General features: G+C 70.6%; 17 protein-coding genes and 1 tRNA gene. 7 read left to right on the forward strand and 11 right to left on the reverse strand.

Annotation, left to right across the window (positions count from 1 at the left end; translation table 11 throughout):
* Positions 1 to 247: 247 nt before the first annotated feature.
* Entirely contained in the window at positions 248 to 1,648 is a 1,401-nt protein-coding gene (locus ACWDZ6_RS15200; RefSeq protein WP_451503199.1) for an RNA-guided endonuclease InsQ/TnpB family protein, read from the reverse strand.
* 155 nt (positions 1,649 to 1,803) lie between these two features.
* Between ACWDZ6_RS15200 and ACWDZ6_RS15205 the strand changes: the two genes are divergently transcribed.
* Positions 1,804 to 1,879, forward strand: a tRNA-Thr gene (locus tag ACWDZ6_RS15205).
* A 264-nt stretch (positions 1,880 to 2,143) separates the two neighbouring features.
* Here ACWDZ6_RS15205 and ACWDZ6_RS15210 read toward each other — a convergent pair.
* Positions 2,144 to 3,541, reverse strand: coding sequence for an NAD(P)/FAD-dependent oxidoreductase (locus ACWDZ6_RS15210; RefSeq protein ID WP_451503200.1), 1,398 nt, complete (start codon positions 3,539 to 3,541; stop codon positions 2,144 to 2,146).
* A gap of 223 nt (positions 3,542 to 3,764) precedes the next feature.
* Here ACWDZ6_RS15210 and ACWDZ6_RS15215 point away from each other — a divergent pair, with 223 nt between their 5' ends.
* A complete protein-coding gene (locus ACWDZ6_RS15215) occupies positions 3,765 to 4,235 on the forward strand; it encodes an N-acetyltransferase family protein (RefSeq protein ID WP_451503201.1) in 471 nt (156 codons plus the stop codon).
* A gap of 57 nt (positions 4,236 to 4,292) precedes the next feature.
* On the opposite strand, the gene ACWDZ6_RS15220 is transcribed toward ACWDZ6_RS15215, so the two are convergent.
* Positions 4,293 to 5,291 (reverse strand): zinc-binding dehydrogenase, encoded by a 999-nt coding sequence (locus tag ACWDZ6_RS15220; RefSeq protein WP_451503202.1) that lies wholly within the window; start codon positions 5,289 to 5,291, stop codon positions 4,293 to 4,295.
* 280 nt (positions 5,292 to 5,571) lie between these two features.
* On the opposite strand from ACWDZ6_RS15220, the gene ACWDZ6_RS15225 reads away from it, so the two are divergent.
* The gene (locus ACWDZ6_RS15225; protein WP_451503203.1) at positions 5,572 to 6,240 is read left to right on the forward strand and encodes a pentapeptide repeat-containing protein; all 669 of its coding nucleotides are present in this window, start codon (positions 5,572 to 5,574) and stop codon (positions 6,238 to 6,240) included.
* Here ACWDZ6_RS15225 and ACWDZ6_RS15230 read toward each other — a convergent pair.
* Positions 6,237 to 6,746 carry a hypothetical protein gene (locus ACWDZ6_RS15230; protein ID WP_326650806.1) on the reverse strand — a complete coding sequence of 170 codons (510 nt, stop codon included), beginning with the start codon at positions 6,744 to 6,746 and terminating at the stop codon, positions 6,237 to 6,239. The genes ACWDZ6_RS15225 and ACWDZ6_RS15230 overlap by 4 nt on opposite strands.
* A 304-nt stretch (positions 6,747 to 7,050) precedes the next feature.
* Between ACWDZ6_RS15230 and ACWDZ6_RS15235 the strand changes: the two genes are divergently transcribed.
* Positions 7,051 to 8,457, forward strand: a complete 1,407-nt coding sequence (locus ACWDZ6_RS15235; protein WP_451503204.1) for a M1 family metallopeptidase — start codon at positions 7,051 to 7,053, stop codon at positions 8,455 to 8,457.
* A gap of 76 nt (positions 8,458 to 8,533) precedes the next feature.
* On the opposite strand, the gene ACWDZ6_RS15240 is transcribed toward ACWDZ6_RS15235, so the two are convergent.
* Positions 8,534 to 9,109 carry a TerD family protein gene (locus ACWDZ6_RS15240; protein WP_351446797.1) on the reverse strand — a complete coding sequence of 192 codons (576 nt, stop codon included), beginning with the start codon at positions 9,107 to 9,109 and terminating at the stop codon, positions 8,534 to 8,536.
* A 174-nt stretch (positions 9,110 to 9,283) separates the two neighbouring features.
* Between ACWDZ6_RS15240 and arfB the strand changes: the two genes are divergently transcribed.
* Positions 9,284 to 9,748 (forward strand): alternative ribosome rescue aminoacyl-tRNA hydrolase ArfB, encoded by a 465-nt coding sequence (arfB, locus tag ACWDZ6_RS15245; RefSeq protein WP_326650803.1) that lies wholly within the window; start codon positions 9,284 to 9,286, stop codon positions 9,746 to 9,748.
* A 114-nt stretch (positions 9,749 to 9,862) separates the two neighbouring features.
* On the opposite strand, the gene ACWDZ6_RS15250 is transcribed toward arfB, so the two are convergent.
* A complete protein-coding gene (locus ACWDZ6_RS15250; RefSeq protein WP_451503205.1) occupies positions 9,863 to 10,363 on the reverse strand; it encodes a flavin reductase family protein in 501 nt (166 codons plus the stop codon).
* A 338-nt stretch (positions 10,364 to 10,701) separates the two neighbouring features.
* Between ACWDZ6_RS15250 and cdgB the strand changes: the two genes are divergently transcribed.
* Positions 10,702 to 12,354 carry a diguanylate cyclase CdgB gene (gene cdgB, locus ACWDZ6_RS15255; protein WP_366730828.1) on the forward strand — a complete coding sequence of 551 codons (1,653 nt, stop codon included), beginning with the start codon at positions 10,702 to 10,704 and terminating at the stop codon, positions 12,352 to 12,354.
* 89 nt (positions 12,355 to 12,443) lie between these two features.
* Positions 12,444 to 13,430, forward strand: coding sequence for a CBM35 domain-containing protein (locus ACWDZ6_RS15260; RefSeq protein ID WP_451503206.1), 987 nt, complete (start codon positions 12,444 to 12,446; stop codon positions 13,428 to 13,430).
* 25 nt (positions 13,431 to 13,455) lie between these two features.
* Here ACWDZ6_RS15260 and ACWDZ6_RS15265 read toward each other — a convergent pair whose 3' ends face one another.
* The 5 genes from ACWDZ6_RS15265 to ACWDZ6_RS15285 form a co-directional block, all read right to left on the reverse strand.
* Positions 13,456 to 14,301 (reverse strand): class II fructose-bisphosphate aldolase, encoded by an 846-nt coding sequence (locus tag ACWDZ6_RS15265; RefSeq protein ID WP_451503207.1) that lies wholly within the window; start codon positions 14,299 to 14,301, stop codon positions 13,456 to 13,458.
* Between the two features lie 54 nt (positions 14,302 to 14,355).
* Positions 14,356 to 15,279 (reverse strand): 1-phosphofructokinase family hexose kinase, encoded by a 924-nt coding sequence (locus ACWDZ6_RS15270; protein ID WP_451503208.1) that lies wholly within the window; start codon positions 15,277 to 15,279, stop codon positions 14,356 to 14,358.
* A gap of 117 nt (positions 15,280 to 15,396) precedes the next feature.
* Positions 15,397 to 16,551, reverse strand: coding sequence for an N-acetylglucosamine-6-phosphate deacetylase (gene nagA, locus ACWDZ6_RS15275; RefSeq protein WP_451503209.1), 1,155 nt, complete (start codon positions 16,549 to 16,551; stop codon positions 15,397 to 15,399).
* Complete coding sequence (locus tag ACWDZ6_RS15280) at positions 16,551 to 17,450, reverse strand: ROK family protein (protein WP_451503305.1); 900 nt, start codon at positions 17,448 to 17,450, stop codon at positions 16,551 to 16,553. The genes nagA and ACWDZ6_RS15280 overlap by 1 nt, the downstream gene beginning before the upstream one ends.
* A gap of 303 nt (positions 17,451 to 17,753) precedes the next feature.
* The gene (locus ACWDZ6_RS15285; protein WP_366730833.1) at positions 17,754 to 18,647 is read right to left on the reverse strand and encodes an SIS domain-containing protein; all 894 of its coding nucleotides are present in this window, start codon (positions 18,645 to 18,647) and stop codon (positions 17,754 to 17,756) included.
* Positions 18,648 to 18,705: the final 58 nt, after the last annotated feature.

The following is an 18,705-nucleotide window of genomic DNA, read 5'->3' on the forward strand; positions in this document are numbered from 1 at the left end:
CCCCGTCATGTCAGCAGTTGAACGGCGATGAAATTTTCGACTCCGGCTCGGTGGGGCCAGAGCAACGCGCTTTTGACCTGGGCATGCACACGGGCGGAGCGGAATGCTTTTGACCTGCTACCGCTCGTGCGATGCTTCCTGCTTCAGCGCCCACTGCCGTGCTGGTACGACCCTCAAGGACCACACCCGGACGGTCTTACAGGGGCTCCACAGGCATTCCGGCCGACGGCCCGTCGGTCCGGTTCCTCTATGCGGCCGGCAGGACCTCTGGCAGTTCCGAGGCCTTGATCACCGGCGGCGGCATCCTCCCCGGCGGCAGCGCCGCAGCCACCAGCCGGTACGGCCGCCTCCCCTCGTCCCGGAGATTCACCGCCGCGTTCTCATCCCGGTCGTGCACCGCACCGCACTCGGCGCACGTCCACTCCCGTACGGACACATCGAGCCGAGGCCCCTTCGTATGGCAGGCGGAGCAGCGGCGCGTGGACGGGAAGAAGCGGTCCAGGATCACCAAGGTCCGGCCGTACCACTGGCACTTGTAGCGCAGCTGCCGCAGCAGCTCACCCCAGGAGGCGTCGATGATCGACTGATTCAGCCCGGCTTTCCGCCGGCGTCCCTTCCCGGCCGCCGACCGCATCAGATTGGCGATCCGCAGGTCCTCCACCACGAGCACTTGGTTCTCGCGCACGAGGCGGGTGGTGAACCGGTCCAGCATGTCCCTGCGAACGTCGTTCATGAGCGCGTACAGCCGGGCGATCCTCTTCCGGGCCTTGTCCCGGTTCTTCGACCCCTTCTGCTTGCGGTGCAGCTCCCGCTGCCACCGGGCCAGTTCCTTCGCGTACTTCTTCAGCAGCCGGGGATGCTCCAGTTTCGAGCCGTCGTCGAGCGTCACGAGCGCTGCCAGACCGAGGTCGAGCCCGACAGCTTTCGGCTCGCTCCCGCCGGGCAGGAATGCCGCGGGCAACGGCTCGATCCGTTCCTCGACCAGCACGGACAGGAAGTACCGGCCGGCGCGGTCGCGTGTCACCGTCAGCTTCACCGGCACCTGCCCACCCGGCAGCGGACGGGACCACCGCACTTCCAGCGGGGTGGTGTGCTTCGCCAGCGTCACCAGCCCCGTCCCGGGCCGTCCCGGATCCTCGACCCATCGGAAGCCCGTCCGCACATAGGTCGCCGAATCCTGCGAGCGGCGCTTCCTCTTCCGCTGCGGAAACTTCGCCGTCCCCTTGAAGAAGCGGGTATACGCCCCGTCCAGATGCCGCAGAGCCTGCTGCAACACCGTCGACGACACCTCCCGCAGCCACGACGTCGCCCCCGCCCGCCGCCAGCCGGTCAGAGCTCGGCACGTCTCCGCGAAACCCACTGAAACGCGGTGCTGCTCCCAGGCGCCCGATCGCAGGGCCAGGCCCTCGTTGTAGACCCACCGACAGGCGCCGAAGGTCTGCTCCAGTTGCCCGGCCTGGACCGGAGTCGGATAGAAGCGGAAACGGTAGACCCGCTGCCAGGTACCCGGCTCCTTGGCGCGGTGCTTGATCGGGGCCGCGGGGCGGGAGTGGTGCTTGCTCCGGTCGGCGATGCCCAGCGCCTCGCGCTTGACGCGCTTGGCCTCCGCGCCGACGACGCGCACGGGCCCCTCCGGTGGCTCGGTCATCCGCCCTCCCCGCTGTCCGATCTTCAGAACGGCACACCAGTCCGTTCAACGAACTGGTTGTCGGGAGGTCACGGGAGGCGGCAACTGCGTGGATCGGTGGATGAGGCTCTGTGTAGAGTGTGAAAGCCCTCGCGCACGGCTTCGAAGTGCGCTGTGCCGCCTTAGCTCAGTTGGCAGAGCTCTCCACTTGTAATGGAACGGTCGTCGGTTCGATTCCGACAGGCGGCTCCACCGAAACACCCTGTCCCGGACCTCTCAGGTCCGGGACACTTGTTTTTTCGGGGTGTGGGACAGGGAGCCGTGGTCGTATGAGCGGACGTTGCACCGGACTGGTCGGGGTCTGGGCCGAGGCGCAGCGGCAGCGGCAGTACTCGGGTCCTTCCGTCGCCGGGGAAGCGGTGACTGGGAGTTCGTCATCGGCGGCAAGGGCTGTCCGGGAGGACTGGGTCCAGAAGTACGGCATCGAGGTCGGCCGGCCGCGTCCGGCAGCACGGTCTAGTGACGGCCGGAGATTCGGTCCGCGATCTGTGCGACGGGGTCCGTTTCCGCGGTGCGGGCGACCGCCTCACGGCGGTCCGCGCCGCGGTAGGCCGCGTACATGCCCTGTACGCCCAGCCAGCGCAGCGGCTCCGGTTCCCATTTGCGGACCTTGTGGTTCACCCAGGGGAGCGTGGTGAGTTCGGTGGGGCCCGCCTGGCCCGAGTCCTGTTGGATCAGGTCGCGCAAGGTGCGGGCGGCGAGGTTGGTGGTGGCGACGCCGGAGCCTACGTAACCACCGGCCCAGCCCAGGCCGGTGGAGCGGTCCAGGGTGACTGTGGCGCACCAGTCCCGGGGGACGCCGAGGACGCCGGACCAGGCGTGGTCGATACGGGCGCCTGCCGTTGTGGGGAAGAAGCGGACCAGGATCTCGCGGAGCGCTTCGATGGTGGCGGGCTGGGTGCGGCCGTCGTTGTCGGTGCGGGAGCCGTAGCGGTAGGGGACGCCGCGGCCGCCGAGTGCGATCCGGTCGTCGGCGGTGCGCTGGGCGTACATGTAGGCGTGCGCCATGTCGCCGAGCGCTTCGCGGCCGTCCCAGCCGATGGTGTCCCAGACGGACCGGGGGAGGGGTTCCGTGGCGATCATGGAGGAGTTCATGGGGAGCCAGGCGCGCTTCTGGCCCTTGAGGTTCGCCGTGAAGCCTTCGGTGCAGCGCAGGATGTACGGGGCGCGGACCGTGCCGTACGGGGTGATCGCGTGCTTCGGCTTGATCTCCGTGACGGGGGTCGACTCATGGATGGTGACCCCGAGCGCTTCGACGGCTGCCGCGAGTCCCTTGACCAGCTTCACGGGGTGCAGGCGGGCGCCGTGCGGGGTCCAGGTGGAGGCGACGGCGCCGGTGACGCGTACGCGCTCGGCGGTGTCGCGGGCGCCGAGCAGTACGCGGTCCTTCTCGCCGAAGGCGATCTCGACGGCGTGGAAGGCCTTGAGGCGGGTCAACTGGGCGGGAGTGTGGGCGATTTCGAGGACGCCGCCATGGTGGATGTCGGCGTCGATCTCCTCTTCCGCGGCGACACGTACGACCTCGTCGACGGTGTCGTTCATGGCCTGCTGGAGGCGGACGGCGGCGTCGTGACCGTGGAGTTTGGCGTAACGGTCGCGGCCTGCGATGCCGTTGTAGAGCCAGCCGCCGTTGCGGCCGGAGGCTCCGTAGCCGCAGAACTTGCCCTCGAGGACGGTGATGTTGAGGAAGGGGACGGCCTTTTTGAGGTAGTACGCCGTCCAGAGGCCCGTGTATCCGCCGCCGACGATGCAGACGTCCGCGGTGATGTCGCCGGGGAGGGGCTCCCTGGGGAGGGGGGTGCCCTCCTGCGCGTACCAGAACGATATGCCGCCGTTGACGGTGTTCGTGCTCATGATGCCCCTGCTGCTCAGCTTGAGTGCGTGTGGCGGGAGGGTACTCGCAGGCCGCGGTGGCTGATCGGGCGCCTGCCCGGTGGCTTCCATGGTCGTACGCGGAGGTGATCCTCGCCACGGTCGGGGGATCCGGGACGTGACCGGACGCGGCTCCAGGCGGAGCAGGTGTCCACCGGTCGGAAACTCATGGCACGGCAGCCGGCTCGGCGGGCAGTCTGACCTCATGATTCGTATCGCCACGCCTGCTGATGTCCCCGAGATCCACCGCATGGTCCGTGAGCTCGCCGAGTACGAGAAGGCCTTGGAGGAGGCCCGGGCGAGTGAGGAGCAGCTGCACGAGGCGCTGTTCGGCGAGCGGCCTGCTGCCTTCGCGCACATGGCGGAGACCGCGGACGGCGAGGTGGCGGGCTTCGCGCTGTGGTTCCTGAACTTTTCGACGTGGCGCGGGGTGCACGGCATCTATCTGGAGGACCTGTATGTACGGCCCGGGCTGCGCGGTGGCGGTCACGGCAAGGCGCTGCTGACGGAGCTGGCGCGGATCTGTGTGGAGCGTGGCTACGAGCGCCTGGAGTGGTCCGTACTGAACTGGAACACCCCGTCGATCAACTTCTACCGGTCGCTGGGCGCGAAGCCGCAGGACGAGTGGACGGTGTACCGGCTGACCGACGAGGCGCTGACCTCTTTGGGGTCTTAGCCGACCTCTCCGGGGCCGCAGGTGATCAGGTCGGGATCTCAGGATCTGGTCGGGATCTCAGGGGATCAGGACGACCTTGCCCATCGTGGTGCGCGTCTCCAGTGCGGGGTGGGCCGCTGCGGCCTCGGCGAGCGGGAAGCGCTGTATGGCGGGGCGCAGGCGGCCGGATGCGGCCTCGGCGAGGGAGCGTTCCTCGAGGACGCGTATGTCGCCGCCCGCCTTCCGGAGCATCACCGGGCCGAGCACGCCCTCGGAGGTGATGGCGCGCTCGGTCAGTTCCTCGGCGGTGAAGGTGAGCGGGGAGCCGTTGTGGAGGCCTTCGCCGGACCAGCCGAAGACGATGTGCTTGCCGCCTCTGCCGAGCAGGTCGACGGCGGCGCGCGCGGTGGCGCCGCCGACCGAGTCGAAGACGACGGTGGCGCGGCGACCGCCGAGGTGGTCGCGGACCTGGGTGGCCCAGTTGTCCTGGGTGTAGTCGACGGACAGGTCGGCGCCGTTCGCGGCGACCCGCGCCACCTTCTCCGGGCCGCCCGCGAGGCCGACGACGTATCCGCCGGCGTTCTTTGCGTACTGCACGAGGAGGGTGCCGATACCGCCGGCCGCGGCGGGGACGATCGCGATGTCGTCGGGGCCGAGGTCGGTGAACTGCACGATGCCCATGGCGGTGCGGCCCGTCCCGATCATCGCGACGGCCTCGGCCTCGTCGAGGCCTGCCGGGATCGCGTGGAGTCTCGCGGCGTCGGCGACCGCGAGTTCGGCGTACCCGCCGGGCGCCATGCCGAGGTGGACGACGACCTTCCTGCCGAGCCAGTCCGGGTCCGTGCCCTCGCCGAGCGCGTCGACGGTGCCGGCGACCTCGCGGCCGGGGATGGTCGGGAGTTCTGTGGGGGCGGGGAAGGGGCCCTGCATGCCCTCGCGCAGGGCCGTGTCGAGCAGGTGCACGCCGGCCGCGGCCACGGCGATCCGCACCTGGCCGGGGCCGGGGGCGGGGTCTTCGGTCGGCTCGTGGACGAGGTTCTCGGCGGGGCCGAAGGCGTGGAGGCGGACGGCGTGCATGGCTGGCTCCCCTGATGTGCGAAACGGGCTGATGAGGAACACCTTCCGACCTCAAGTTCGCTTGAGGTCAACAGGTCCTGGGGTGCGCTCGGCCGCGAGCGCGGGGATCGGGGCCGCCTGCGGACCGCTGTTGAACGCCACCCCCGGTGAGCAGTCCGGCCGTGGCGACCCGGTCGCCCGCGAGGCGGCTGCCGTGTCCGCGGTCGATGGCGGGCCGGTCCCGCCGGGCCACCTGGTTCGTGGCATCGGCCTTGTCAGTGGGAGCGGGCACCATGGGTCCATGGCACGGAAACCGGAAAGATCGCGGGCAGCGCAGCGGCCGGAGGTGCGGCTGCCGCCGCTCGCCCGGTACGACGGCGGCGGGCTGGAGCCGGACGGCGACTATGACGGCCTGGAGTTCCAGGATCTGGACCTCGCCGGGCAGTCGGGGCGTGGCGCGCGCTTCATCGACTGTGCGCTGCGCGGGTGCGGCCTGGACGAGACGGAGCTGGTCAACTCCCGCTTCGTCGACTCCGTGCTCAGTGGCGTACGAGGAGTGGGCACCGATCTGGCGGGCGCGTCGCTGCGCGATGTGGAGGTGACGGACGCGCGGCTGGGCGGGGTGCAGCTGCACGGGGCCGTGCTTGAGAGGGTGCTGATCCGCGGCGGGAAGATCGACTACTTGAATCTGCGGAAGGGCAGGCTGAAGGACGTCGTCTTCGAGGGATGTGTGCTGTCGGAGCCGGACTTCGGGGGTGCGCAGCTGGAACGGGTGGAGTTCCGGGACTGTGTGCTGCGGCGGGCGGACTTCAGCGCGGCGCAGCTGAAGGACGTCGATCTGCGGACGGTGGCGGAGCTGGACATCGCGCGGGGCGTGGACCGGCTGGCGGGTGCGGTGATCAGCTCGGCCCAACTGCTGGATCTGGCACCGGCGTTCGCGGCGCAGATCGGGGTGCGGGTGGAGAGCTAGGGCGCGTCCTGGAGGCGGGGGAAGCGGGCCTGGAGGTCCCAGACGACCGGGTTGTCGTCGAGACCCTCGTGCATGTCGGAGAGGTCGGCGATCAGGTCGTGCAGGAAGTCACGGGCCTCGCGGCGCAGCTCGGTGTGGTTGAAGGTGAGGGGCGGTTCCTCGCCGGGCATCCAGTCGGCCTCGACGTCCACCCAGCCGAAGCGCCGCTCGAAGAGCATCCGGTCGGCCGACTCGGTGAAGTCCAGCTCGGCGTACTGGGGCTTCGCGGCGCGGCTGCCGAGCGGGTCGCGGTCGAGCTGCTCGACGATGTCGCACAGCGCCCAGGCGAAGTCCAGCACCGGGACCCATCCCCAGGCTGTGGACACCTCGCGGTCCTCCTTGGTGTCCGCGAGGTAGACGTCGCCGCAGAAGAGGTCGTGGCGCAGGGCCTGGACGTCCGCGCGCCGGTAGTCGGTCTGCGGGGGGTCGGGGAAGCGGCGGGAGAGGGAGTAGCCGATGTCGAGCACGTGCTCGATGGTGTCATGCCCGGTGCCGCTTCCCGTACGACCAGGTCAGGGCCGGCCGCGGCGGGATGACGGCGATGGGCGTGGCCTAGCGCGTCGTAGCGGAAACCCGCCACGGTGTTCGCCGGGCCGGACGTGAGGGTCCGGCTCTCGACGGTGAACGGGTCAGGCTCTCGACTGTGAAGGGGACGCCACTGGAGTACGGCCGGTGGCGTCGCGAAGGCCGGGCGGCAGCGGCCGCGGCTCCACGCAGCGGTGGCTGAAATCCGCCCCACATAGGATCATCCGCCCACATAGGATCAAGCGTGTGGACCAGCGAACTCTTGTACGCACTCTGACACCCGCCGTCGCCCTGCTCCTCCTCGCGGGCTGCACCGACGGCGGCGCGGGCGTGCACGGAGAGCCGGGCGCCGCGGGCGCGGGTGACCCGCTCTTCCACAGGCTCGGCAACGGCGGTTACGACGTCCAGCACTACGCCCTGACCCTGGGCTACGACCCGAGGACGGGCACCCTCGAGGGCACCGCCGAGATCACCGCCCGCGCCACCCAGGATCTGAGCGCCTTCAACCTCGACCTCCACGGGATGAGCGTCACCGGCGCCACCGTCGACGGCAAGAAGGCCGCCGCCAACCGGGCGGGCGACGAGCTGACGCTGCGGCCGCACACCGACCTCGACAAGGGCAAGACCTTCCGTGCCGTGGTCCGTTACTCCGGTATCCCGAAGACGATCGTGGACGAGGACGCCGACGCGTCGCGGGAGGGCTGGCTGAAGACCCCGGACGGCGCGCTCGCGGTCGGTGAGCCCGTCGGGTCGATGGCCTGGTTCCCCAGTGACAACCATCCGAGCGACAAGGCCACCTACGACATCAAGGTCACCGTCCCCGAGAAGCTGGAGGCGATCTCCAACGGCGAGTTGAAGAACCGGAGCACCACCGGCGGGCGCACCACCTTCGACTGGACGTCGAAGGAGCCGATGGCGAGCTACCTCGTCACGCTCGCCATCGGTGACTACCGTCTGGCGGAGTCGCGTACGCCGTCCGGTCTGCGCGTACTCACCGCCGTCGACCAGGCCGTGCCCGAGGAAAGCGCCGAGCTCCTCGGCCGGATCCCCGAGATCATGGAGTGGGGGGAGGAGAATTTCGGCCCGTATCCCTTCTCCTCCACCGGCGCGATCGTCGTGCCGGCGGGCGCTGTCGGCTACGCCCTCGAGACGCAGACCAGACCGGTCCTCCCCTTGGACCCGGACAAGCACACGCTCGATATCGACACACTCGTCCATGAGATGGCGCACCAGTGGTTCGGCGATTCCGTGACGCCCAAGTCCTGGAAGGACATGTGGCTCAACGAGGGCTTCGCCCAGTACGCGGAGTGGATCTGGGCCGAGGACTATGAGGACACCCCGGCCCAGGAGACGTTCGACAAGGCTTTCGCCGAAGAGGCCAACTGGGCCTTCCCACCGGCCGATCCGCCCTCCGCGGCGAAGGTCTCGGACGACCCGGTGTACGACCGCGGCGCGATGGTCCTGCACAAGATCCGCCAGGCGGTGGGCGAAAAGGTCTTCTTCGGCATCGTGCGGGGCTGGGCTGCGACGTACCGCCACTCCAACGCCTCCACCGCCGACTTCACGGCGTACGTCGAGAAGAAATCCGGCAAGGACCTGGGCGCGCTGTGGGACACCTGGCTGTACGGGCAGGGCAAGCCCGCGACGCCGTGACAACGGCAGGAGCCCCGGGTGGCAACGGCAGGAGCCCCGGGCCGGCGGCCAGGGGCTCCTGTGTGCGGCGCGTATGTCAGAGGTTGACGCCGAAGTCGCGGGCGATGCCCTCGAGGCCCGAGGCGTAACCCTGGCCCACTGCGCGGAACTTCCACTCCGCGCCGTTGCGGTACAGCTCGCCGAAGACCATCGCGGTCTCGGTGGCGGCGTCCTCGCTCAGGTCGTAGCGGGCGAGCTCGGTGCCGCCGGCCTGGTTGACGATACGGATGTAGGCGTTGCGCACCTGGCCGAAGTTCTGGCTGCGGCTGACGGCGTCGTAGATCGAGACCGGGAAGACGATCTTGTCGACGTCGGCGGGCAGACCCGCCAGGTTGACGTTGATCTGCTCGTCGTCGCCGCCGCCCTCGCCGGTGCGGTTGTCACCGGTGTGGACGATGGTCTGGTCCGGCGTGGCCTTGTTGTTGAAGAAGACGAAGTGCGCGTCGGAGGTCACCTTGCCACCGGGGTTCACACCGATCGCCGAGGCGTCGAGGTCGAAGTCGGTGCCGGTGGTGGTGCGGACGTCCCAGCCGAGGCCGACCGTGACGGCGGTCAGGCCCGGTGCCTCCTTGGTGAGCGAGACGTTGCCGCCCTTGGACAGGCTTACTGCCATTGGGATGTCCCCTTCGTGGTCGAGTGTGCGGGCTTCGAGTGCTCCCGAAGCTACCGTCACACCTCATAACGCAGGCAGGGGACTGCCAGGTTCCACCCGTCTTTGCTTTCTTTGCCCGCGCTGTCCGGTGGAAAAGAGGGTGACGTGAAAGGCCGCGCAGGCGACCATGGACCTATGTCCGGGACCCAGCCCCAGAGGGGGTCCGGGGGGCGTCCCCCGGGTAAACACAGCATCCGCGGTTCGGTCTTCCTGCCGGAGGCCGAGCTCATGTGGCGTTTCTCGAGATCGTCGGGGCCCGGCGGTCAGCACGTCAACACCAGCGACTCGCAGGTGGAGCTCCGTTTCGACCTCGCCAGGACCGAGGCGCTGCCGCCGGTGTGGAAGGAGCGCGCGCTGGAGCGGCTCGCGGGCCGGCTGGTCGGCGGGGTGATCGCCGTACGTGCGTCGGAGCACCGCTCGCAGTGGCGCAACCGCGAGACGGCGGCGGTCCGCCTGGCATCGCTGCTCGCGGAGGCGACGGCGCCTCCGCCGCGGCCTCGTCGCGCGACGAGGATTCCCCGCGGTATCAACGAGCGGCGGCTGCGGGAGAAGAAGCAGCGCGCGGAGACGAAGCGCGGGCGCACGGGCCGGGACTGGTAGCGCGCCCTCTGGCCGGGGCTCCGCCGCGGGCCCGGCATCTCGATCGCCGGCGGGGCCTGTGCCTGTCGCCACGGCTCCGCGCCGGACCTGACGCCTCCGGACGGGCTCGGTCGCTCAACCCAACTGGCGGTAGCGGCCCTTGAAGTACGTCAGCGGGCCGCCGTCCGCGCTCTCCAGGCCGGCCTTCAGTACCCGCCCGATCACCAGCGTGTGGTCGCCCGCCTCGATCCGCTGCTCCGTACGGCACTCCAGCGTCGCGAGCGCGCCCCGCACCAGCAGCGACCCGCACACCTCGCCCCTCGTGTAGGGGATGTCCTCGAACAGCAGCCGGTCGCTGACCCGCCCCTTCATCGCGAAGCGCCCGGCGATGTGCCGCTGGCTCTCCGAGAGCACCGAGACGCCCCACAGCGGCTGTTCCGCCAGCAGGTCGTCCATGCGGGAGCCGTTGCGCAGACTCACCATCACCAGCGGCGGGTCCAGGGACACCGACATGAAGGCCGTCGCGGTCATGCCGACGTCCTCTCCGTGCGGGCCGTAGTCGTCGTCGTGCGCGGTCACCAGCACCACACCGGCGGCCAGCCGGGACATGGCTGCGCGGAACTCCTCGTTACTCACCCCCTCAGCATGGGGGATGGCAACAGCGGCGGTGGCGGGGGTCGTCTGCAACACAGGAGGAACGCTAGTGTCGGCCGTCCGCGAGCCGCATCGGGCCAGGGGACCAGCCGAGTCCTAGGACCGGTGCACCGGATTTGCGTTCAAGAAAGCGATGGGCGCTCCCACTCGACGTGCGCAACCCTTCATCATCTGATGTGACTTGAGTCACAGAGTGCACTATTTGTTGACCCTGTGTACCGAGTGGACAGCTCGCTGTGATTCAGTGGCCGTGATACCCGCAACAAGAACGCTGATGAGAACCCTGGAGTTTGCTGTCGAGGTCTCGGGGAGAGCGAGCAATGGAGACCGAGTCGGAGCCCTACGTCCGTCTTGCGACCCTGCGGCAGCTGCATCAGGTGGTCGCGGACCTCAACACGGCCCGGAGCTTGGCCGACACTCTGCAGACCGTCGCCGACGGCATCGTCGCAGGACTCGGCTACGAGCTGGCCTGCGTCAATCTCGTACGTCCCGACGGTGATCTCGTCGTCGCCGCGTTCGCCGGCAGTGCCGCCGCGGAAGCCCTGATCACCGGCCGGGTCGGCTCCCGCCCCTCCTGGGAACGCCGGCTGTCCATGGGCGAGGCCTGGGGCGAGCTGCGTTTCATACCGCACACCGAGGGCTGGGTCCTCATCGAGGACGACGTACCGCAGTGGCACACCGAGGGCCCCGATCCCCGCTTCGAGGACGAGTGGCACCCGCAGGACCGCCTCTACGCCCCCATGTACGCGTCGGGCGGCGGCCGTGAACTCCTCGGTGTCATATCCGTCGACCGGCCGCGCAATGGCCGCAGGCCAGGACCCTGGGGCCAGGAAGCGCTCCAGATGTACGCCTCTCAGGCGGCTATTGCGATCAGCAACGCCCGGCTGCGAGCAAATATGCAGCGCGCCCTGGTCCGCCTCGAGCGCGAGCAGCAGGCCCTGCGCGCCAGCGAGGAGTCCTTCCGGCAGGCCTTCGAGTACGCGCCCAGCGGTATGGCCATAGCCGAGATGGGCGGCGACCAGCACGGCCGGCTCCTGCGCACCAACGACGCGCTGTGCCGACTGCTCGGCCGTCCCGCCTCCGCGATGCGCCGGTACTCCTTCGCCGATCTCGTGCACCCCGAGGACGTCGGCACTCTGCTGCGTACGTCCGCCGAGGGCGGCCGCGCCGAGCTGCGCCTCGGCAGACGGGACGGGACGTACGTCTGGGTCTCGCTGCGCAACTCCGTCGTCGCGGACACCGCAGACGGTCCGCGTTTTCTGCTGACGCACGTCGAGGACATCGAGGAGCGCAAGCGCCACGAGCTGCAGCTCGCCCACCGCGCCTCGCACGACTCGCTCACCGGTCTCCCCAACAGCGCCGAGCTGCGGGCCCGGCTCAGCTCCCGGCTGTGCGAGCGGCCGTACGCGGAGCGGGAGACGGCCATCGAGGCCCTGGACGCCGCGTACGACACCAGGGACGCCGGTGACGGAGAACACCTTTTCCGCAGCGAGGGCTTCGACATCGAGTCGGTCGGCGGCCCGTACAACCACCATGTGCACTCCGTCGCACCCGACGGAGAGACCGACGACGGGACGAAGGGGCTCGCGGTCCTCTTCTGCGACCTGGACGGTTTCAAGTCGATCAACGACCGCTTCGGGCACCAGACGGGCGACGCCGTGCTGGTCGAGGTGGCGCGCCGGCTGACCACGGGCGTACGGGACGGGGACACGGTGGCCCGGCTCGGCGGTGACGAGTTCGTCGTCCTCGCCGATGGCCTGGGCGCGGCCGACGCCGCCGACCTGGCCGTACGCCTGCGGAACGCGATCATCCTGCCGATCAGGGTCGGCGGCCGCGGGGTCCGCGTCGGAGCCAGCTTCGGCATCGGTTGGGCGAGCTGCGGGATGTCCGTCGAGGAGGTTCTGCGCTCCGCCGACCAGCGGATGTACATCGAGAAGCGATCCCGCGCGAAGGTGCACCGGCGGGCGGGCTGAGTCCCACGCCACCCTTTTGGTACCTCCGAACCGGGTAGGCTCGCCCGCGTCGGCGATGTGCTGACGACATGGTGAGGAGTGACTGGGAGATGACGGCCGCGAACAACGGCGCGAGCACGCCCGAGGACGACGATCCGTTCGGCTATCTGTACGAGGACGGACGGGCAGCAGGCGCGACACCGCCCGGCCAGGGCCGCGGCTACGGCTATCCGGGTCCCGCTGCGCAGCCCGGCGTCCCCAGAACCTCGTACAACCAGGTACGCACCGTCGGCGAGCGCCAGTACGGCCAGCAGGTCCCGCAGCAGCATGCGTACGGCCAGCAGCAGGGGTACGCCCAGGGCCAGCCGACCGCGCAGTACGCCGCGCCCGAGACCTACCCCGGCGGCGCCCCCACCCGGCAGGTTCCGCCGCAGGGCAACGGCCACGGCCACGGCGGCCATGGCGGCGGCCGCAGTGGCGGTCCCAACACCAAGGGCCTGCTGATCGGCGCGATCGCGGTGGTCGCGGTGGTCGTGATCGGCATCGGCGCGGCGCTCCTGACGGGCGGCGGCCAGGACGACAAGGCGGGCGGCTCGCAGGCCGGTAACGGCGGCGCGACGGCGGGCGAGTCCGTGAAGCCGAGCGACGAGCCGTCGGCGTCGGACAAGCCGGCGGAGCTGCCGAAGCAGGACGCGGCCACGCTGCAGCTCGGTGCACCGGCCGTGCTGGCGAAGGACGTCAAGGGCGCGCAAGGCGCCGACGGCGCGTACGTCACCGGCTTCAACGCGGTGGGCGCCTCGGTCACCTGGAAGGCGAGCGTCTCCGACACCAAGGAGTACCGCCTGTACGTGAGGTACGCCATCCCGGCACAGGACGCCAACGCCACCCTGACCGTCAACGGCAAGGCGAACAGCAACCCGTTGGGCCTGAAGAACTTCATCAAGTCCTCCGACCCGAACCCGGAGAAGAACTGGCAGACCACATGGGCGCCGGTCAATCTCCAGAAGGGCGAGAACGAGATCAAGATCTCATGTGAGGCGGGCAACCAGTGCAACGCCCTCCTCGACTGGCTCCAGGTCAGCGACGGGGAGCTCTGAGGGCCCGTCCACCGGTCCTGGGGCGTCAGACGAGCCCCAGGAAGCCCGCCACCGTCCCGGCCATCGCCTCGCGAGCCGGGACGAGGTACTTCCGGGGGTCGACGGTCCTAGGGTTCGCCTCCAGGAACGCCCGTACCGCGCCCGTGAACGCGGTGTTCAGTGCCGTGCCGACGTTGATCTTGGTCATGCCGGAGGTGATCGCCTCGCGGATCTCCGCGTCGGGCACGCCGGACGAGCCGTGCAGGACCAGCGGCACCGGTACCGCGTCCCTCAGCCGGCCGATCAGGGCGTGGTCCAGGGCCGCCGTGCGCTCGGTCATCGCATGCGATGAGCCGACCGCGACGGCCAGTGCGTCCACGCCCGTGCCGGCGATGTAGGCCGCCGCCTCGGCCGGGTCCGTGCGGACGCCCGGGGCATGGGCGTCGAGCGGGATCTCGCCCTCCTTGCCGCCGACCTTGCCCAGTTCCGCCTCGATCCAGATGCCGCGCTCGTGGCCCCAGCACACCGCGTGCGCGGTGGCCTTGACGTTCTCGTCGTACGGCAGCTTCGAGGCGTCGAACATCACCGAGCCGAATCCCTCGTCGTGGGCCGCGTACAGCAGCTCCACGGAGACCACATGGTCGAGGTGGAGGGCGAGCGGGGCCGAGGATGCGCGGGCGACGGCCGATGCGGCGGCGGCGACGGCGGAGAGTGACCCGCCGTGGAATTTCACGGCGTTCTCGGAAATCTGCAGGATCGCGGGGGCGCCGGCCTGCTCGGCGCCGGCGGCGATCGCCTCCGCGTGTTCCAGGGTGATGACGTTGAACGCGGCGACGCCACGGCCCTCGGCCACCGCGGCCGAGACGAGGTCACCGGTGCTGACGAGTGGCATGGTGCCCTCCGATTCCTGGGCGGCTGGGCCCGTTTGTGCGGTTGCTCCGGGCCCTCACGCCGCGGCCGGGCGCTCGGTCACCGCTATGCGCGGCAGCAGATCCTCGTACGCCCCGGCGTCGAACTCACCTGCCGCCGGGGCCAGTACGGTCGCCGCCGACAGGGCCACGGCCCGGGACAGCCGGTCCGGCCAGGCGAGTTGTTCCACGAGACCGGAGAGCAGCCCGGCCACCGCCGAATCGCCCGCGCCCGTCGGGTTGCCCTTCAGGGGTGCGGGCGGGATCGCCTGCCAGACGCCGTCAGGAGTGGCCGCCAGCACGCCGTCCGCGCCGAGCGAGGCGACCACCGTGTGCGCGCCTCGGCGGCGGGCGTCGCGGGTGGCGCGCAGCGGCTCGCGGGATCCGGTGAGCTTCGCGAGCTCGTCCGCGTTGGGTTTGACGAGGTCGGGACGGGCGGCGATGCCGCGGCGCAGTGGCTCGCCGCTGGTGTCGAGGAGGACGGGGACGCCCGCGCCGCGGGCGCGGCGGATCAGTTCGGCGTATGCGCCGACGTGGATGCCGGGCGGCAGGCTGCCGCAGAGGGCGACGGCTTCGGCGTCCCGCAGGTGGGAGGCGTAGGAGGAGAGGAACATGGCCCACTCCTCGGCGCTCACCGCCGGGCCCGGCTCGTTGAGCTGGGTCGTGTCGCCGGCGTCGTCCACGACGGCGATGGTGCGGCGTGTGGTTCCGGCGGTCGGGACGAGCGCGTCATGTGGTGCGAGTGGGGCCAGCAGCTCGCGCAGTACGGCTCCGGTGGGGCCGCCGGCGAAGCCCGTGACCACCGTCTCGTGGCCCAGTGCGGCGAGTACGCGGGCGACGTTGAGGCCCTTGCCGCCGGGGCGTTCGCGGACCTCACTGACGGGGTGGCTGGCGTGCCGGGTCAGCGCGCCCACCCTGTAGGTGATGTCCAGAGCGGTGTTGAGTGTGACCGTCAGGATCACCCGTAACACCCCCCGGAGAATGCGCGTGCCATGCTCGTACGGGCCCTGATCATGCCAAACGGAAGACGGTTGGCCCAGACCCCCGAGCCAACCACCTTGCCGTAACTTGCGCAGAAATCACCCAACTTGGGGCTCAACCAGCCATTCGCCTCTGCGCATGACCCCCTTGAGTGTGAACTCCGCGTCGAGGACCACCAGGTCGGCGTCCTTTCCGGGCTCCAGCGAGCCGACCGTGTCGTACGCGCCGAGCAGTTTCGCGGGATTGGCCGAGATGGCTCGGACGATGTCCGGAACCGGCAGCCTGTCGATCGTGGCCGCGCGTTTGAAGGCGGTGTCCAGAGTGAGTGTGGAGCCCGCGATCGAGCCGCCCTCGACCAGCCGGGCGACCCCGTCCAGGACGTCGACGGCGAGCGGGCCGAGCTGGTAGCGGCCGTCGCCGAAGCCCGCCGCGTCCATCGCGTCCGTGATGAAGGCGACCCGGTCCGCGCCGGCGCGGTGGAAGGCGAGCTCCAGAGCGGCGGGGTGCAGATGCGTGCCGTCGTTGATCAGCTCGATGGTGACCCGCTCGTCCTCGAGGAGCGCGGCGATGGGTCCCGGTGCGCGGTGGCCGAGCGGGGGCATGGCGTTGAAGAGGTGGGTTGCCACGGTCGCGCCCGCTTCGACGGCCTCGACGGTCTGCTCGTACGTCGCGTCCGTGTGCCCGATCGCGGCGATCACACCGTGTTCGGCGAGCAGGCGTACGGAATCGATACCGCCGGGCAGCTCGGTGGCGAGGGTGACCATCTTCGCCGTACCGCGCGCGGCGTCGATCAGCTTGCGCACCTCGGCCGGGTCGGGGTCGCGCAGCAGCGCCTCGCTGTGCGCGCCCTTGCGGCACGGCGAGATGAACGGGCCCTCGAAGTGGATACCGGCCAGGTCGCCCTGTTCGACGAGCTCGGAGAGGAAGCCGGCCCGGTGGGCGAGGAAGTCCATCTCGCCGGTGACAGTGGAGGCGACGAGTGTGGTCGTGCCGTGCTCGCGGTGGGTCCGTACGCCCTTCAGCACATCCTCGGCGCTGCCGGAGGTGAACGAGGCTCCGCCGCCGCCGTGGTTGTGGATGTCGACGAATCCGGGGACCACCCAGTGGCCGGAGAGATCGCGGGTGGGCGCGTCCGCCGGCGCGGCGCCGGCGATCTTCGTGCCGGCGACGACGAGCCGTCCATTTTCGACGATCCCGGCCGGCAGCACCACCCGGGCGCCGGTGAGAACTGTGCTTTCGGCGCTTGCGGCCATTAGGCGGTTACCTCCGAGTCGGTGGCGAGCAGATCCCACGCGAGCAGTCCCGCGCCCAGGCATCCGGCGGTGTCCCCGAGGGCTGCCGGGACGATGGCGGGCAGCTTCTGGAACGTGACGCGCTCCTCGACCGCGGCCCGCAGTGGTGTGAACAAGGTTTCCCCCGCCTCGGCGAGACCGCCACCGATGATCAGCGTGCGGGGATCCAGCAGGGTGATCGCGGTGACAAGGCCGGCGGCGAGCGCGTCGACGGCGTCCCGCCAGACCCGTGCGGCCCGTTCGTCGCCCGACTCGACGGCCTTCGCGCAGTCGGCGGCGTCCGCGTCCGGGTCGCCGGACGCGGCGGCCCAGGCCCTGGTCACCGCGGAGGCGGAGGCCAGCGTCTCGAGGCAGCCCCGCTGGCCGCAGCCGCAGGCGGGGCCTTCGGGGCGTACGACGATATGGCCGATCTCGCCCGCGTATCCGTGGGCGCCGGCCTCGATGGATCCCGCGATGCCGATCGCCCCGGCGATCCCGGTGCCGAGCGGCACGAACAGGAACCGGTCGGCGCCCTTGCCGGCCCCGATCCGGCCCTCGGCGAGGCCGCCGGTCCTGACGTCGTGGCCGAGCGCGACCGGTACGCCGCCGAGGCGGCCGGCGAGCAGGGCGCGCATGGGTACGTCGCGCCAGCCGAGATTGGCGGCGTAGACGGCGATGCCGCGATCGGCGTCGACGATGCCGGGCACGGCGACGCCGGCCGCGACGGCGCTCTCGCCGAGGTGCTCGGCGCCGTACGCGCGCAGTTCCTGGGCGAAGCCGAGGATGGTCTCGACGACTGCGTCGGGCCCGCGTTCGCGCCCGGTCGCGCGGCGGGCCTCGTACAGCAGCGTCCCGTCCACCCCGACCAGGGCGGCCTTCATCCCGGTGCCGCCCACATCGAGGGCGATGACGTGTCTCACCCGGACAGTCTGGCGCGTACACCCAAGAAAGGTCTAGTCCACTACGCCGGATTGTTGTGTGGTCATACAAACGGCGGAGTGACCGGGGCTTTGCCCCGGACCTCGCGCCTCAATCGGCGGACGGGCTGAAAAATCCAGCCGTCCGCCGATTGAGGACATGCGGCCGAAGGTCGCATACGAAGTGACCGGGGCGTGCCCCCGGTTCAGCAAGGGGCGGGCAGGGGAACAGGTCCGCCGCACCCGCACCCGCACCCCGCGGACCCGTCAGGCCAGAATCACGCTGCGCGACAGGTTCCGCGGGCGGTCCGGGTCGTAGCCCTTCGACTCGGCCAGCGTCACCGCGAGGCGCTGCGCACGGATCAGGTCCGCCAGCGGGTCCGCCTCCTGGCGGGCCACCAGCGTGCCGCCCACCCGGGCCACGTCCACCGACAGGCCCTCCGGCAGCGCGCCGAAGACCCATGCCACCCGGCCGGGGCCGGTGATCGCGATCGGACCGTGGCGGTACTCCATCGCCGGGTACGACTCCGTCCACGCGCCCGCCGCCTCGCGCATCTTCAGGCCCGCCTCGAGCGCCAGCCCGTACGTCCAGCCACGGCCCAGGAACGTCCACTGCTCCGCGCCCACCACCGCCTCCGCCAGCGGCTCGGTGATCGCGAGTTCCGCGTCGACCGCCGCCTCGGAGACCGGCTTCACGCCCGGGATGTCGCCGAGGCCCGCCCGCAGGAACGCCAGCGCGGTCGTGGCGAACCGGGTCTGGACGACCGATTCCTCGTCCGCCCAGTCCAGTACCGCCACCGCGTCCGCCGCCTCCATCACGGGCGTCTTCGGGTCCGCGGTCAGAGCCAGTGTCGGCACCGAGCCCTTCAGCGCGCGCAGCAGATCGAGCACCTCGGTCGTGGTGCCGGAGCGGGTGATCGCGACGACACGGTCGTAGGACCGGCCGGCCGGGAACTCGGAGGAGGCGAACGCGTCCGTCTCGCCCTGTCCCGCCGCCTCCCGCAGCGCGGCGTAGGCGATCGCCATGAACCACGACGTCCCGCACCCGGTGACGGCGACACGTTCCCCCGGCGCCGGAAGCCCCTCGAAGGAGGCGGCGGCCTCGGCCGCTCGTCGCCAGCAGGCGGGCTGGGTGGCAATCTCTGCTGCGGTACGGGACATGCGGCAAGGCTCCTAGCGACGTACGCGTAACTCGGGACCGGCACCGACCATTTCGTGC

This window comes from Streptomyces sp. NPDC002926, from assembly GCF_053591755.1.